Consider the following 14,284-nt stretch of genomic DNA (forward strand, 5'->3'; position numbering starts at 1 on the left):
TCAACGCACCACTTCGCGATGGCCGCTGGGCAGCCGGGTGGCGATCAGCTTGTCGATGCGGCGGCCGTCGAGGTCGACGACCTCGAAACGCCAGCCTTGCGCGTCGACGCATTCGCCGGTCGCCGGCAGATGGTGCATGTGCGACAGCACATAACCGGCGACGGTCTCGTAATCGCGATTTTCCGGCAGGTCGATACCGAGAACGTCAGCCATCTCGTCGGCTTGCATGTATCCCGCGAGCAGCCATGAGCCGTCCTCGCGCTTGACGGCGTTTTCCTCGTCGCCGGCATCAAGGTCGGCGCGGAAGACGCCGGTGATGGCCTCGAGAATGTCGGCAGGCGTGACGATCCCTTCGAAATGGCCGTATTCGTCATGCACCAGCGCCATCGGCACGTCGGATTCCTTCAGCTTCTGCAGCACATCCAGCGCGTCGGCCTGGTCGTAGACGATGGGGGCGGCGCGCACATGCTTGCGCGGATCGAGTGCGCGGCCGGCGAGCAGGGCGGCCAGCACGTCGCGCGTCTGAACAACGCCAACCATGACGTCGACGCCGCCATCGCCGGCCGGGAGGCGCGAATGCTGGGTCTCCATCAAGAGCTTGCGGATGGCGCCCTCATCGGACTGCAAATTGATCCAGTCGACCTCGGTGCGCGGCGTCATCACGGCGCGCACGGCGCGATCGCCGAGCCGCATGACGCCGGCGATCATGCGCCGCTCGTCGGATTCGATGGTGCCGTGATGCTCGGCCTCGGCGACCAGCATCTTGATCTCTTCGTCGGTGACCTTCTCCTCGCTCTCGCCGCGCTGGCCAAGCAGCCACAATATGGCGCGGCCGGAAATGTCGAGCAGGAACACCAGCGGCGCGGAGACGGTGGCTAGGATGGTCATCGCAGGCGCCGCGCGGGCGGCAACGCGCTCGGGATCGCGCAGCGCGATCTGCTTGGGCACCAGCTCGCCGACGATCAGCGAGAAATAGGTGATGATGGCGACGACGATCCCGACGCCGAGCGGGTCGGCGATGTTTTCGCGCATGCCGGTCGAGGCCAGGTACACCGAAAGCCTGTCGCCCAGCGTGGCGCCGGAGAAGGCGCCCGACAGCACGCCGACCAGAGTGATGCCGATCTGCACCGACGACAGGAATTTGCCGGGATTGGAGCCGAGCGTCAGCGCACGCCCGGCGCCATTGACGCCGCGGTCGATCATCGCCTTGAGCCGCGCCGGGCGCGACGACACGATGGCGAGCTCGGACATCGACAGAAGGCCGTTCACACAGATGAGGACGACCACGGTGGCGATTTCGACGTATAGCATCAGGGCTCAATAGCATTGCGGCGGGCCGCAGGAAAATAGTCCGCGATGATTTTTGGAAAATGACAGTGGTTCAGGGGAATTGCCTGAGCACCCCGACAACAGCCTTGCCGTCGGTGAAATAGGGATCGCCGCCGCCGTTGCGTCCGGTCCTGGTGGCGCCGATGCCCGGGATGTCGCTCACCGAGATCACCATGCCGGCCGCCGACAGGTCGTGGATCACGAGATCGCGCTCGGCGTCGATGTCAGGGGCGATATGGTGGGTGATGGCGCCGGTATCGTGGCTGAGACCAACGCCGCGGTCGAAGCTGGCCGAGCCCATCCAGAGCGTTCGGCCGTCGTCGCCGGTCGCATCGCTGCGCCAGAAGCGGACATGATGGCGCCGGTCGGCGCTGCCGCCGACCGGCTTTTCGAAGGCGAGATCCTGGGCGCGGCCTTCGAACAGCAGCCGGCTGACCGGGGCGTCAGGATAGGGATGATCGAACAGCACGCTCTCACCGATTTCGATCGCGGTCTTTAGCGTCACGCCATCGGCCGTATCCCATCCGGCCATGGCGAAGGCATGGATCATCTCTTTTTCGGTACCGACAAGGCCGATATTGATCGGGTCGCCCGGAATGCCTTGCGGCGTGTGTGTCACCATCTCGAAAGTCTGCGTGCGAAAGCCGCGGTCGCGAACCGTCCAGAATTCCGGCGCAGCGACATAGGCGAGGGCCAGCCAGACCGCCAGAAGAGCGGCGAGCCAGGTCAATGCGCGTCGTTGCAGGCTTCGTCGGCTCATGAAAGCGGCTCGATCCGTGCGGTATCTGTGCCTGACGGACCCTGGAAATCAATGGCCAGCGGCGAGCAGCCGTTCTATCGTCGGCCATCGTTTTTGCGGGGGTGAGCAGCAATGGATAAGAAGCCGGTGGGTCGCAGCTCGATGGCATTGACCGCGGACCTTGTCGCAAGGGTCGAGCGTGTCGAACCGGATCCGGGTCCCGAGCCCGGAACAACCGAGCATACAGACGCGGAGTTCGATAGTCTTGTCGAGCAACTTCTGTCGGAGCATCGGCCTGAAGCGCTATGGGTCTTTGCCTACGGGTCGCTGATCTGGAACCCCGAATTCGCCCATGTCGAGCAGCGCCCGGCCACGGCGCCAGGATGGCACCGCTCGTTCTGCCTGACGCTGACCCGTTGGCGCGGAACCCGTGATTTGCCGGCGCTGATGCTGGCGCTCGATCGAGGCGGCAGCTGCAACGGCATCGTCTATCGGCTGCCCGCGGAAGACCATGTCGGGCAACTTGGCCAGTTGATGCGCCGCGAGATCGATGCCAACCCGCCGACCAACGTGCCATGCTGGATCAAGGTCAAGACCAAGGATGGGCCGTTGCGGGCCTTGGCTTTCGTCGCCGCGCCAGACGGCAGGGCCTATGCGGGCCGGCTGCCATTGGAGCAGGTTGCCGACACGCTGGCGCGGGCTGCCGGGCATTGGGGCTCGTCGGCTCAATACCTGTTCCGAACCGTCAGCAAGTTGGAAGAGAGCGGTATCCGCGACAGGAACCTTTGGCGCATCCAGGATCTGGTGGCCGAGCAAATCATCGCTTCCACCGGGAACGCCAATCCCGACTGATTTCTGAACGGTGAAACGCCTTAGCGGCAGGCGCGGTAGCCGCTTTTGCGGTTCTTGATGTCGAAATGGAAATGGTTGCGGTGATCGTAATTGTAGCCGGGACCGAGCACGGTGGTGAAATACTGGCAGCCGTCGGCGCGCACATTGTTGAGGAAACCGCGGGTGCGGAAGGCAAACAGGCCGGGCTTGCGCACGTCGATGTCGTCGCCGTTGTTGAGCTCGATGCTCATGACGTCGAGGGCGTTTCCCTTGCCGTGCTCGGACAGGACTCCTTCGCCGGCGATGTTGCGGCAGGAATAGCTTGAGCCCTGGTGGATGGTCTTGACGCCCGAGAAATAGCGCCAGCGGGCGGAAGGAACCAGTTCGTTGCTGGTCCAGGCGGCGAAACTTGCGGCCATGTCGCAGGTCAATGTCGCGGCGGGCTTCATCTGGATGCCGCCGATGGCGGAGACCTTGACCGGCCAGTCTATGCCGCACTGTCCCTCATGGATCGGCTGGACATCGGTGTAGACGACGCGAAGGCGCTTCAGCTCGCCACGGCAATCGGTTTCGCTGGCCGGCATCTGCTGCGGCTCCGACATCGGCTCGTCCATGCGCGGATAGGCGGCAGTCATATAGGGATTGGACGGGACGAGCTTCTGCATGCCTTCATATTGCGGCACGGCCGCGGTCTGCGAGCCGACATCGACGGCCGGCTGCAGCGACAGCACGCTGCCAGTGTTGCAAGCCGAAACGGCGGCCAGCGCAAGACCGGTGGCCAGTATCGCTGCGCTTTTTGCCTTCGCGGCGGCGCGAAATATTGCGGCCATGGGCGGAATCCTGTCCTTGATCGATGGGATTTTAACGATCAAGGGTAAAGGAAAACTCAGCGTCCACGTTCATGCCTGCGGCCGAAATGCGGCAGCCAGACCATCACCGGCATGACGATCACTGGAGGGCCATTACTGGCAGAAAGTGCCACCATTCCGGCGCGGTTCGAGATCGAGATGGAAATGCAGGGAATGGTCCGGGTCCGCGCCCGGCCCAAGCACGGTCTTGAACGGTCCGCAGGCGGCCTTGCGCACCGCATTGAGGAATTTGCCGTCCTTCTCGGGCGGCGTTGGACCGACTTCGACCTTTCTGCCATCCGACAACGTGAAGCTGGCAATATCGAGCGCGTTGCCGAAGGCATGTTCCGACAGATGGCGCGTGCCGTTGCGCGGCCGGCAGACAAAGGCCGATGCCTGGTTAATCGATTTCAGGTCAGCTCCGAACTCGGCTTTCGCCGCCGGCTGTATGATTTCGGCGGCAAAGCGGGCTGCAGCCTCGGCCATTGGGCAGTTGAGTTCGGTCGCGGGGCCGATGGCGATGGATTTTCCGAGCGACTTCAGCACCAGGGGATAGGGGATCGAGCAGCCGATGTCGGGATTGCTTTCCGCCTTATGCTCCTCGAATTCGACACCAAGGGCCGTCAGCCGCTCGCGACAGGCGACTTCCGCCGCCGGCATTTTTGCATCGGGCACATCGGCCGAGCGCGCATCGGGCAGCATCTTCTTGTCGCCGGCATCGGGTTTTTCAGGTGGTTGCGGAGCAACGGCCAGCGGCTGAGCTTCAGGTTCCGAAGTGTCTGGCTTTTGTGTCGGAATCGGCACCGCGGCCGGCGGCTCGGGCTCGCTTTGCTTATCGGTCGACGGCTTCGGGGCTGACGGTCCGGGCCGCGCCTGCTTTTTCAAACGGGACTTTTCTTCGTTGAATCGATCGTCATTGGACCGGTTGGGCGCGCCAAGGGGGTTCGGACCTTCGGCCTTTTGCTTTTCGATCGGTGCCGCGCCGGTCTTCGGCGCCTCTGAAGGACGCGCCTCGGGCAGCGGGACAACGCGCGAGGGCTGCACCGGAACATCGGCGGGCGAGGGCTCTTTATCCGGGGTCTTTTGTTCCACCTGCTTTGGCGTGATGTGCCGCTGTGGCCTGGGCTTCTGGCGGTGTTTGCTGCGCGGCTTAGGATGCGAGTCGACCCGCGGTGAAAACAGCTGCTCCAACCGCTGTGACAGCGGCGTGTAATGCTTCTTGCGCTGTTTGGCGTCGGCTTGCGTCAGCAGGGGCGTCAGCAGCAGAGCCGTGACGACCATGACCAGTGCAACCCTGCATGTTCGGGAAAGTACAACAGGCCCCATCGTCCTCAACGGCGCGAGCGCCCGGAGGTTGCCTGCGGCCCATCACGAACGGTAACGACGTCGTTACGCGCCAATCGCTTCCAGCCCTTCTTCCAGCCAGTCGGCCAAAAGCGGCATGCCGAGCAGGTATTTCGCCGTGCGCTTGTTGGCGCGGTCGCGCGCAGCGGCAACCGCATCGGACCATTCCGCTGCGTCATAGTCGCCGCGGCCGACCCAGGCCAGCGCGATCAACTCGGCCGCTTCGTCGACGTTGAGGTCGTTGATCAGCTCGCGCAGCTCTTCCTCGGTGAGGTCTTCCGCGCTTTCCTCCGCCAGACCGTCATGGTGGTGATTGGCATGTGATTCACCATCGAGCTCGACCTCATGCTCGGCACCGTCGGCATAGTCTTCGTTGACGGCAGCACTCAGTCCCTTTGCCTTGAGAATGAACAGGCGCACGGTGTCCGGGCCGATCGATAGCTCCCATTCCCGCTCACGGCGCTGTTGCACTCTCGGGCACCCCCGCTGATCATTTCCCGAATGATAGCGGATTTGCAGCGCGCGTCACGTCATGTTCTGATCCCTGGCTCCCGCCTTTGACCGAATTCAGGTTAGGCACGGCCGCACAAATAGTTTCGGCGGCTGCGGGTTTCCGGGATGAAAAGTCTGCATCCCGGCGTTAGCTTTTCATTATCGTCATTTTCCCTCAAGATCGTCATTATCCCTCAAGGAGGCTTCGATGCATAAAAGAGTGTTGATCCAGGCGGCTGCGGCGCTTGTGGCGCTGCAGTTCTTTGCGGTTCCGGTGTTTGCGGCCGGCGGCGGTGGCGGTGGTACCGAGACCACCACCCAGTGCAAGAAGGGGCAGGTCTGGGACAAGAAAAAGCAGAAATGCGTCGCGCCGAAGTACGGCATGCTGGACGACGACAACATCTACGATGCTGGTCACGACCTGGCCATGGCCGGGCGTTATGATGAGGCGATCGCCGTGCTCAGCCTTGCCGCCAACAAGCAGGATCCACGCATCCTCAACTATCTCGGCTATTCGCATCGCCATTCCGGCCGTGTCACCGTCGGCCTCGGCTATTACGAGGAAGCGCTCCGCATCAACCCGGATTACACGCTGGTGCGCGAATATCTCGGCGAGGCCCATCTGCAGATCGGCGATCTGGCCGGCGCCCAGGCGCAGCTGGCCGAGATCGAGAAGCGGACCGGCAAAGGTTCCCGCGAATACGGCATGCTGGCCGAACAGATCTACCATTTCATGAGAAGCTGACCCAACCCCAACGGCTTCTCTGGGCCGGCTGCGAGCAATCGCAGTCGGTTTTTTGGTTGTCGCAACTGCAACACGCTGCACGTGCCGTAACGACAATTGGACAATCGGCTCATGATTTTTCAAAAAGCCTGCTTTTTCAGCGTGAAAAACGCGCGAGGATCGCTATATTGGGGAAAACTGCGGTGAAACGGTTCCGTTAGCCCGAGGCTGCCGGACCCGTTTTCTTTTTATACCCATCGACAAGGCTTTCCCCGAAATGCGGGGGTGGCGGCAGGAAAGGTCAGGCATCATGAACAAGGTCCCGATGACAGGCGAGGGGTTCGCGTCATTGAAGGAAGAACTGCGCTGGCGCCAGCAGGAGGAGCGGCCGCGCATCATCGAGGCGATCTCCGAAGCGCGCTCGCATGGCGACCTGTCCGAAAATGCCGAATATCATGCCGCCAAAGAGGCGCAGAGCCTCAATGAGGGCCGTGTCAACGAACTGGAAGACTATATTGCTCGGGCCGAGGTGATCGACGTCACCAAGCTTAGCGGCGACAAGGTCAAGTTCGGCGCCACGGTGGTGCTGGTCGACGAGGACACCGAGGAAAAGAAGACCTACCAGATTGTCGGCGACCAGGAAGCGGATGTGAAATCGGGCCGTATTTCGATCTCCTCGCCGATCGCGCGCGCGCTGATCGGCAAGGAAGTCGGCGACGCCATCGAGGTCAACGCCCCTGGCGGCGCCAGGGGTTACGAGATCGTCCAGGTGCAGTTCATCTAGCACCTCAGATCCTTCTGAAAGGCTCTAGGCTGGTGCTCGTGATTTGAGCGCCAGCTGCTTCTCAGCTTCCGCCACCACCTTCGCCGGCGTTAGGTGCTCTCCCGATGCGGCCAGCAGCGTTGAGGCATATTGCCCGCGCGGGCCGGTCAAACCCGGCTCGGTCGCCAGGAACACCGCGACCGTCGGCAGGCCGAAGGCGCTGGCGAGGTGGGTCAGACCGGTGTCGGCGCCGATAACCAGCGTCGAGCGGCCAAGGATCGCGGCAATGTCTGCCAGCGGCGATCTCGGCACCACGATCGTTGACGGCACGGCTTTCGCGATTGCCTCGGCGACCGCCTTCTCACGCTCGTTCGACCAGGTGGTGACCGGCGTCATTCCGGTACCAACCAGCAGGCGAGCGGTTTCGATCCAGTCTTCGGCGGGCCATTTCTTGTCTTCGCGGCTGGTGCCGTGCAGCAGGAAGGCCGTCTTGCCGTCGATGCCGGCCAGGCGGCCCGGAGGCGGCACAATCCCGGATGCCAGGGTCGAAAGGTCGGGCTCGTAGCCGAGCGCCAGCCCGAACAGCCGGCGCGTGCGTTCGATGGCGTGCAGGTTGCGCGGCACGGCGTATTTGCGCTGGTAAAACAACGTTGCCGAGTGCTCCCGCGCGCTCGCGCGGTCGAAACCTGCGATTGGTGCCGCTGCCTGTTTCGCCACCAGGGCCGATTTCAGCAGCCCCTGCGCATCGATGACGAGGTCGTACTCGCCTGCTTGCAGAGCGCGGCGCAAGCTTGTCGCCTCCCGCCATGTGCGGGCGTTGAACAGATGCTTGCGCCAGCGCCGGATGGCGACGGTATGGATCTTTGCTATCGCCGGATGCAGCGCGACGATGGCGGCAAAGGCTTCTTCGACGCACCAGTCGAAGGCGATATCGGGGCGCTTGCGGCGTGCATCTTCGACGGCGGGGAAGGTGTGGGTGACGTCGCCCATCGAGGAGGTCTTGACGATCAAAACCTTCATGCGGCGGCCGGGAGTTCCAGCAACCTGTCCGCCGCCGCTGCCACTTGGGCAACGTCCAGCGTCTTCAGGCAGTTGAGGTGGCCGAGCGGGCAGATCTTCCGGTGGCAGGGCGAACAGGACAGATGCAACCAGATCAGTTCGCGCTGTTCAGCCAACGGCGGCGTGTTTTCCGGCGAGGTCGAACCGTAGACGGCAACGACCGGTGTGCCGACGGCGGCCGCGACATGCATCAGCCCGCTGTCGTTGGACACCGCCAGCCTGGCCGCGGCGATCAGGTCGATGGCGTCCTCCAGCCGCGTCTTTCCTGCCAGATCGACGACACCGGGCGCGAGTGCTGCGATCTCGGCGGTGACGTCGCGATCGTTCTTCGAGCCGAACAACGCGACCTCGAATCCTTTCGCCATCATCTCTCCGGCGAGGCCGGCATAGCTTTCGCTAGGCCAGCGTTTGGCCGGACCGAATTCGGCGCCGGGCATCATGGCGACGAATTTTCCCGGCTGCAGGTCGAAGCGGGCGAGCAACTCTTTCTGATTGCCGCCATCGACGGTCAGGTGCGGCGCCCGGAAATGGCCACCCTGGGCAAGACCGAAATAGGCCTGCGCGGTGCGCCGTTTGACGGCATCGGGCAGCGGCACGATGTCGGTCAGCAGGCCGTAGCGCATTTCCCGGAGATTGCCGAAACGGCGCGGAATGCGGGCAAAGAACGGGATCAGCGCCGATTTCCAACTGCCCGGCAGGACGTAGGCCATGTCGTAGCGGCCGCGCAGCAGGCGGCCGAAGCGGCGGCGAATGATGAATTCGAGCGCGCCGGGTTGCAGCGGGAAATCGATCTGCTGGCGAATCTCGGGCATGCGCTTGACCAGCGGGGCCGCCCAGGCCGGGGCAAGCACGTCGATGGCGGCGTTGGGATGGAGCTCCTTCAACGCCGAGAACAGGCACTGAGCCATGACCATATCGCCCACCCAGCGTGGGCCGATCACGAGGATCGTTGGGCTTTCAGCCATTCGACATAGTCTCTGACGCCGGTTTCCACGCTGCGGAATTGCCCATTATAGCCGGCTGCGCGCAAGCGGGACATATCAGCCTGGGTAAAACTCTGGTAGCTGCCCTTGAGGTGATCGGGGAATTCGATGAACTCGATCTCCCCCTTGCCCAGCGTATCGATCACGGTCTCGGCAATGGCGCGGAACGGCTGGGCGCGGCCGGTGCCGCAGTTGAAGATGCCGCTCGAGCCGCGCTTCCACAGCCACAGATTGACGTCGGCGACATCGCCGACATGAATGAAGTCGCGGCTCTGTTCGCCAGGCCCGAAGCCGTCATGGGCGCCGAACAGCTTTGGGTTTTCGCCGCGCCCGACTTGGTTGAACAGATGGAAGGCGACCGAGGCCATGGCGCCCTTGTGCGCCTCGCGCGGGCCATAGACGTTGAAGTAGCGCAGGCCGGCGACCTGGGAATGATCGGTGTCGAACACGGTGCGCCTGACATAGTCGTCGAATAGTTTCTTCGAATAGGCGTAGACGTTGAGCGGCCGCTCAAGTGCGGGGTCCTCGCGAAACTCCGAACCGCCGCCGTAGACGGAAGCCGAGGAGGCATAGAGGAACGGTATGCGCAGCGAAAGACAGCCATGCAGCAACCGCTTTGAGAAGGCGTAGTTCACGTCCATCATGAACTTGCCGTTCCATTCCGTGGTGGTCGAGCAGGCGCCCTGGTGGAAGACGGCCTCCACTCGGCCTAGGTCGCCGGCTTCCAAGGTGGCCAAGAATTCGTCCTTGTCGAGATAGTCGGCTATCTGCAAATCGGCCAGGTTGGCGATCTTGTGGCCGTCGGTGAGGTCGTCGACGACGAGGATGTCATCATGGCCTTCGGCATTGAGTGCGGCGACGATGTTGGAGCCGATCATGCCGGCCCCGCCCGTGACGATGATCATGAAGGCCTCTGGTTGCTTGCGATTCCGGTCCTTATAAGGGAGGGCAGCCGGGCTGTCGATGAAGCACCACGACGACATAGTGAGACCGCGAAGCGCCCGCTTTATCGAGGCCCGCAAGCTAGGGGACAAAAAATGCCGTCGACCGAACTGCTCATTGCGTTTTTCGCCACCACGGCGATCTTTGCCTATATTCCAGGACCGGCCATGCTCTATGCCGCCGCGCAGACCATGGCGCGCGGGCGCTGGTCGGGGCTGACGGCGGCACTTGGCATCCATCTTGGCGGTTATTTCCATGTCTTTGCGGCTGCCGCCGGGCTGTCGGTGCTCTTCCATGCGGTGCCGCCGCTCTACATGGCGGTCAAGTTCATCGGCGCGCTCTATCTGATCTGGCTTGGCGTGTCCTTGTTCCGCAAGCGCGGGGACGGTGACACGGCGCTGCCGGCGATCGAGCGCAAATCGGCGCGCCGGGCATTTTTCGAGAGCATCACCGTCGAAGTGCTCAATCCGAAGACGGCGATCTTCTTCATGGCGTTCCTGCCACAGTTCATCGATGCCTCGGCGGGGTTCCCGGTGTGGCTGCAATTCGTCGTGCTGGGCACCATCGTCAATTTAATGTTCTCTTCGGCAGATATTGTCTGCGTGTTGCTGGCAGGCATGGTGATCGCCCGGCTGAAGCGCTCCAGCCGTGCGCAGCGCATCTTGCAGCGGGCGGGCGGGGCGGTGCTGGTCGGACTGGGCGTCCACGTCGCGTTGCAGAAGAGCTGACGGCCGCCCTGACGTTGCGCTGCGCGGATTTGCGGTATATCGGCTTCGCCATGAACGATCCGGCCCGTAAATTGACAATTTTCAGCGTGATTGAGGTCGGCCTTTCCCTCGCATTGCCAGTGACATGATCAAGCACAATCCGCCTTCGCCCGAACCTTTGCACCGCGCCATTGCCCGCTTTGGCGACGTTGCCGTGCTGGTGGTCGGCGACTTCATCCTCGACCGTTTCGTCAACGGCGTCATCGAGCGCATCTCGCCGGAAGCGCCGATCCCGGTGCTGCACGGGCGCGGCGAGACCTCGACGATGGGCGGCGCAGGCAACGTTGTCGCCAACATCGTCTCGCTGGGTGCCAGCGCTATTCCCATATCGGTGATCGGCACCGATCTGGCCGGCGACAATCTGGTGCGCATGCTGCGCGAACTCGGCGCCGATACGGCTGATATGGCGCAGGAGCGCGGTCGCATGACGTCGTCGAAGAGCCGCTTCAGCGCGCTCAATCAGCAGGTGCTGCGCTTCGATGAGGAAGAGATCAAGCCGCTCGACGACAAGGAACGGGCGGGTCTGATTGTGCATTTCCGCGAGGCGCTGGCCCGCGCGGACATCGTCATCCTGTCCGACTATGGCAAGGGCATCTTGCTCGACGGCGTCGCCGCCGACCTGATCGCCATCTGCCGCGAGGCGGGAAAACCGGTGCTGGTCGATCCCAAGGGCCGCGACTATGCGCGCTATGCCGGCGCGACCGCCATCACGCCCAACCGCAAGGAGCTTGGCGAAGCTGTCGGTCGCCCGGTTTTCGCCGACGACGAGATCGTCGCGGCGGCACGCCAGCTGATTTCGGCACATGGCTTCGACTTCGTCGTCGCCACCCGCAGCGAAAAGGGCATGAGCGTGGTCGGCGCGGATGAGGCGCGCCACATCGCCACCCAGGCGCGCGAAGTGTTCGACGTTTCGGGCGCCGGCGATACGGTCATCGCGAGCTTCGCGCTGGCTCTGGCCGCGGGCGCCGATCGCGTCATGGCCGCCTCCATCGCCAATGCCGCCGGCGGTGTGGTGGTGGGCAAACGCGGCACCGCGCGGCTGACCGTGGAGGAACTCACCGGCGCGCTGTTCCGCTCGCACGGCCCCACCGCCCACAAGGACGCCATCCTCGATGCCGCATCGGCCGCGCGCATGGTGGCGGCGTGGAAGGACGAGGGCCTGAGCGTCGGCTTCACCAATGGCTGCTTCGATATATTGCATGCCGGCCATGTCAGTCTTCTCCACGCGGCGCGCAGCCAGTGCGACCGGCTGGTGCTCGGCCTCAACAGCGATGCCTCGGTGCGTCGGCTGAAAGGCGCCGGGCGCCCGGTCAACGATCAGCATGATCGTGCCTGCGTGCTCGCCGCCCTGGCCTCGGTCGATGCGGTCGTGGTGTTCGAAGAGGATACGCCGCTGGCGCTGATCGAGGCGCTTCTGCCCGACATTCTGGTCAAGGGCGCCGACTACACGGTCGAGACCGTTGTCGGCGCCGATGTGGTGCAGAAGGCGGGCGGGCGCGTCGTCCTGGTCGACCTTGTCGCCGGCAAGAGCACCACCGGCACGATCGGCAAATTGCGCGCCGGCGGCGGTACCAACTGAGGGATTTCATGTCCGGACTGAATGACTATCTGGTCCGCTCGGCGGCCGCGATCACCGCGACAGTCGAGCGTGACCTGACCGCCGAGATGGAACGTGCTGTGAGTGCGGTCGTCGCCGCGCTTTCCTCGGGCAAGGCGCTGCTGGTCTGCGGCAATGGCGGCTCGGCCAGCGACGCCATCCACATTGCCACCGAACTGGTCGGCCGCTTCCTTAAGGAGCGCAAGGCCTACAATGTGATCGCGCTGCCGGCCAACGCGGGCATGCTGACCGCCTGGGGCAATGACTATGGCTTCGACACCGTGTTTTCGCGCCAGGTCGAAGCGCATGGCGCGGCCGGCGGCGTGCTTCTGGCGATCTCGACCAGCGGCAACTCGCCGAGCATTCTGGCTGCCGCCGAACAGGCGCGCATGATGGGCATGACGGTGGTCAGCCTCACCGGCGACAGCGGTGGCAAACTCAAGCCGCTCACCGACATACTGCTCAACGTGCCCTCGACCTCGACGCCGATCATCCAGCAGGGACATCTCTGCCTCTACCACTATCTCTGCGAGGTGGTGGAAGACCGTCTGTCGAATGGCTGACACCGGGGCCTACGGTCCATACCCGCTGGCTGAACCCGGCCTGTGGGTTGAGCGGGTGGGTTCGCGGGTGTTTCCAGCCAACGCGCCGGCGCTGTTCCTCGACCGCGACGGCACCATCAATGTCGACACCGGCTATCCCGACGATCCAGCCAAAATGGCGCTGCGCGACAGCATCGTGCCGGTCATCGCCGCCGCCAACCGGGGCAACATCCCGGTGGTCATCGTCACCAACCAGTCAGGCGTCGCGCGCGGCTATTTCGGCTGGAAGGAATTTGCCGCGGTCAACGGCCGGGTTCTCAAGCTGCTTGCCGCCGGCGATGCCTTCGTCGACATGGTTCTGGCCTGCGCGTACCACGAGGCGGGCAGCGGTCCGCTGGCGGTCGCCGACCATCCGATGCGCAAGCCCAATCCGGGCATGCTGCTCGAGGCCCAGCAGCGCCTCGGCCTCGATCTCAAACGCTCGCTGATCGTCGGCGACAATCCCGCGGATATGCAGGCCGGGCAACGTGCCGGCCTGCCGCGCGGCTGGCTGGTGGATGGCGAGGGAAGTAATGAGCCGGGCTTCGAGGTTCTGCCGCTGCGCAACCCCGATGATCTGGTATGGCTTTTGGGGGCTATCGAGTCGCTCGCCCGAATCTAGGACGATCATGGGGCGCTGAACGCCACCAGCCCTTCGTCCTTGACGCGGCGGATGGTCAGCGCGGTGCGCACCGTGTCGACATTCGGCGCCGAAGCCAGTTCTTCGATGACGAAGGTCTGGAAGGTGCCGAGATCACTCGCCACGCAATGCAGCAGGAAGTCGGATTCGCCCGAGACCATCCAGGCGTCGCGCACGATCGGCCAGCCGCGAGTGCGCTCGGCGAAGGTTTTGAGTTCCGCGTCGGCCTGGTGATGCAGGCCGATCAGGCAGAAGGCGACGACATCCATGCCGAGCGCCGGCGCGTTGAGCAAGGCGCGATAGCCTCTGATGATGCCGCTTTCCTCCAGCCGCCGGACACGGCGCAGGCAGGGCGGGGCGGAAATGCCGACACGGCTCGACAGTTCGACATTGGTCATGCGCCCGTCGGCCTGAAGCTCGCGCAGAATCTTCCAGTCGATGGCGTCGAGGTCGGCTTTCAGGGGCATGGCGGTCTCGGCTTAGCGCAAGAATCTTTCGCGCTCTCGTCCTTAAACGACTTTTGTGTCGATGCCAGCCCTTTGGTCGGGCGATTTCGCAACCGTAACGAAAGCGGCCATTGCGCGAATATGCCTGTAGGCCGAAGCTTTCCGGGGACGACTGCCTGATCGTCTTGCTGGTGTGGTT

General features: G+C 63.7%; 16 protein-coding genes. 7 read left to right on the top strand and 9 right to left on the bottom strand.

Translation table 11 applies throughout. From position 1 onward, the window contains the following. Together NKJ57_RS03310 and NKJ57_RS03315 are read right to left on the bottom strand one after the other, a co-directional pair. Positions 1 to 1,311, bottom strand: a complete 1,311-nt coding sequence (locus tag NKJ57_RS03310; RefSeq protein ID WP_023705877.1) for a hemolysin family protein — start codon at positions 1,309 to 1,311, stop codon at positions 1 to 3. A 70-nt stretch (positions 1,312 to 1,381) separates the two neighbouring features. Next, the gene (locus NKJ57_RS03315) at positions 1,382 to 2,089 is read right to left on the bottom strand and encodes an LssY C-terminal domain-containing protein (protein WP_023724930.1); all 708 of its coding nucleotides are present in this window, start codon (positions 2,087 to 2,089) and stop codon (positions 1,382 to 1,384) included. A 111-nt stretch (positions 2,090 to 2,200) separates the two neighbouring features. On the opposite strand from NKJ57_RS03315, the gene NKJ57_RS03320 reads away from it, so the two are divergent. Then, positions 2,201 to 2,920: a gamma-glutamylcyclotransferase gene (locus NKJ57_RS03320; RefSeq protein WP_023737837.1), complete on the top strand. Its 720-nt coding sequence runs from the start codon at positions 2,201 to 2,203 to the stop codon at positions 2,918 to 2,920. A gap of 20 nt (positions 2,921 to 2,940) precedes the next feature. On the opposite strand, the gene NKJ57_RS03325 is transcribed toward NKJ57_RS03320, so the two are convergent. The 3 genes from NKJ57_RS03325 to NKJ57_RS03335 form a co-directional block, all read right to left on the bottom strand. After that, on the bottom strand, positions 2,941 to 3,729 hold the full coding sequence (locus NKJ57_RS03325) for an extensin-like domain-containing protein (protein ID WP_023683749.1): 789 nt from the start codon (positions 3,727 to 3,729) through the stop codon (positions 2,941 to 2,943). A 132-nt stretch (positions 3,730 to 3,861) separates the two neighbouring features. Then, on the bottom strand, positions 3,862 to 4,938 hold the full coding sequence (locus NKJ57_RS03330) for an extensin-like domain-containing protein (protein WP_352510573.1): 1,077 nt from the start codon (positions 4,936 to 4,938) through the stop codon (positions 3,862 to 3,864). A 198-nt stretch (positions 4,939 to 5,136) separates the two neighbouring features. Further along, on the bottom strand, positions 5,137 to 5,562 hold the full coding sequence (locus NKJ57_RS03335) for a DUF3775 domain-containing protein (RefSeq protein ID WP_023683751.1): 426 nt from the start codon (positions 5,560 to 5,562) through the stop codon (positions 5,137 to 5,139). Between the two features lie 229 nt (positions 5,563 to 5,791). Here NKJ57_RS03335 and NKJ57_RS03340 point away from each other — a divergent pair, with 229 nt between their 5' ends. Further along, entirely contained in the window at positions 5,792 to 6,328 is a 537-nt protein-coding gene (locus tag NKJ57_RS03340; RefSeq protein WP_023741092.1) for a tetratricopeptide repeat protein, read from the top strand. A gap of 289 nt (positions 6,329 to 6,617) precedes the next feature. Further along, a complete protein-coding gene (greA, locus tag NKJ57_RS03345) occupies positions 6,618 to 7,091 on the top strand; it encodes a transcription elongation factor GreA (protein WP_023671981.1) in 474 nt (157 codons plus the stop codon). A 24-nt stretch (positions 7,092 to 7,115) separates the two neighbouring features. Here greA and waaC read toward each other — a convergent pair whose 3' ends face one another. From waaC to rfaD, 3 genes are read right to left on the bottom strand one after another with little or no spacing between them, the layout of a single operon-like run. Continuing rightward, positions 7,116 to 8,090: a lipopolysaccharide heptosyltransferase I gene (gene waaC / locus NKJ57_RS03350; protein WP_352510493.1), complete on the bottom strand. Its 975-nt coding sequence runs from the start codon at positions 8,088 to 8,090 to the stop codon at positions 7,116 to 7,118. Continuing rightward, on the bottom strand, positions 8,087 to 9,094 hold the full coding sequence (gene waaF, locus NKJ57_RS03355) for a lipopolysaccharide heptosyltransferase II (protein WP_023728207.1): 1,008 nt from the start codon (positions 9,092 to 9,094) through the stop codon (positions 8,087 to 8,089). Before waaF ends, waaC begins: the two co-directional genes overlap by 4 nt. After that, the gene (rfaD, locus tag NKJ57_RS03360; RefSeq protein WP_023691545.1) at positions 9,067 to 10,017 is read right to left on the bottom strand and encodes an ADP-glyceromanno-heptose 6-epimerase; all 951 of its coding nucleotides are present in this window, start codon (positions 10,015 to 10,017) and stop codon (positions 9,067 to 9,069) included. Before rfaD ends, waaF begins: the two co-directional genes overlap by 28 nt. A gap of 132 nt (positions 10,018 to 10,149) precedes the next feature. Between rfaD and NKJ57_RS03365 the strand changes: the two genes are divergently transcribed. The 4 genes from NKJ57_RS03365 (at position 10,150) to NKJ57_RS03380 (ending at position 13,621) form a co-directional block, all read left to right on the top strand. Beyond that, complete coding sequence (locus NKJ57_RS03365; protein ID WP_352510494.1) at positions 10,150 to 10,782, top strand: LysE family translocator; 633 nt, start codon at positions 10,150 to 10,152, stop codon at positions 10,780 to 10,782. Positions 10,783 to 10,906: 124 nt separating this feature from the next. After that, positions 10,907 to 12,400, top strand: a complete 1,494-nt coding sequence (rfaE1, locus tag NKJ57_RS03370; protein WP_352510495.1) for a D-glycero-beta-D-manno-heptose-7-phosphate kinase — start codon at positions 10,907 to 10,909, stop codon at positions 12,398 to 12,400. A gap of 8 nt (positions 12,401 to 12,408) precedes the next feature. Further along, complete coding sequence (locus NKJ57_RS03375; RefSeq protein ID WP_352510497.1) at positions 12,409 to 12,981, top strand: D-sedoheptulose-7-phosphate isomerase; 573 nt, start codon at positions 12,409 to 12,411, stop codon at positions 12,979 to 12,981. Beyond that, positions 12,974 to 13,621 (top strand): D-glycero-alpha-D-manno-heptose-1,7-bisphosphate 7-phosphatase, encoded by a 648-nt coding sequence (locus NKJ57_RS03380; protein WP_352510498.1) that lies wholly within the window; start codon positions 12,974 to 12,976, stop codon positions 13,619 to 13,621. The genes NKJ57_RS03375 and NKJ57_RS03380 overlap by 8 nt, the downstream gene beginning before the upstream one ends. Positions 13,622 to 13,626: 5 nt before the next feature. On the opposite strand, the gene NKJ57_RS03385 is transcribed toward NKJ57_RS03380, so the two are convergent. Beyond that, a complete protein-coding gene (locus NKJ57_RS03385; protein ID WP_023705869.1) occupies positions 13,627 to 14,106 on the bottom strand; it encodes an Lrp/AsnC family transcriptional regulator in 480 nt (159 codons plus the stop codon). Between the last annotated feature and the right edge of the window lie 178 nt (positions 14,107 to 14,284).

This window comes from Mesorhizobium sp. M0077 (genome assembly GCF_040322955.1).
GTDB lineage: Bacteria > Pseudomonadota > Alphaproteobacteria > Rhizobiales > Rhizobiaceae > Mesorhizobium.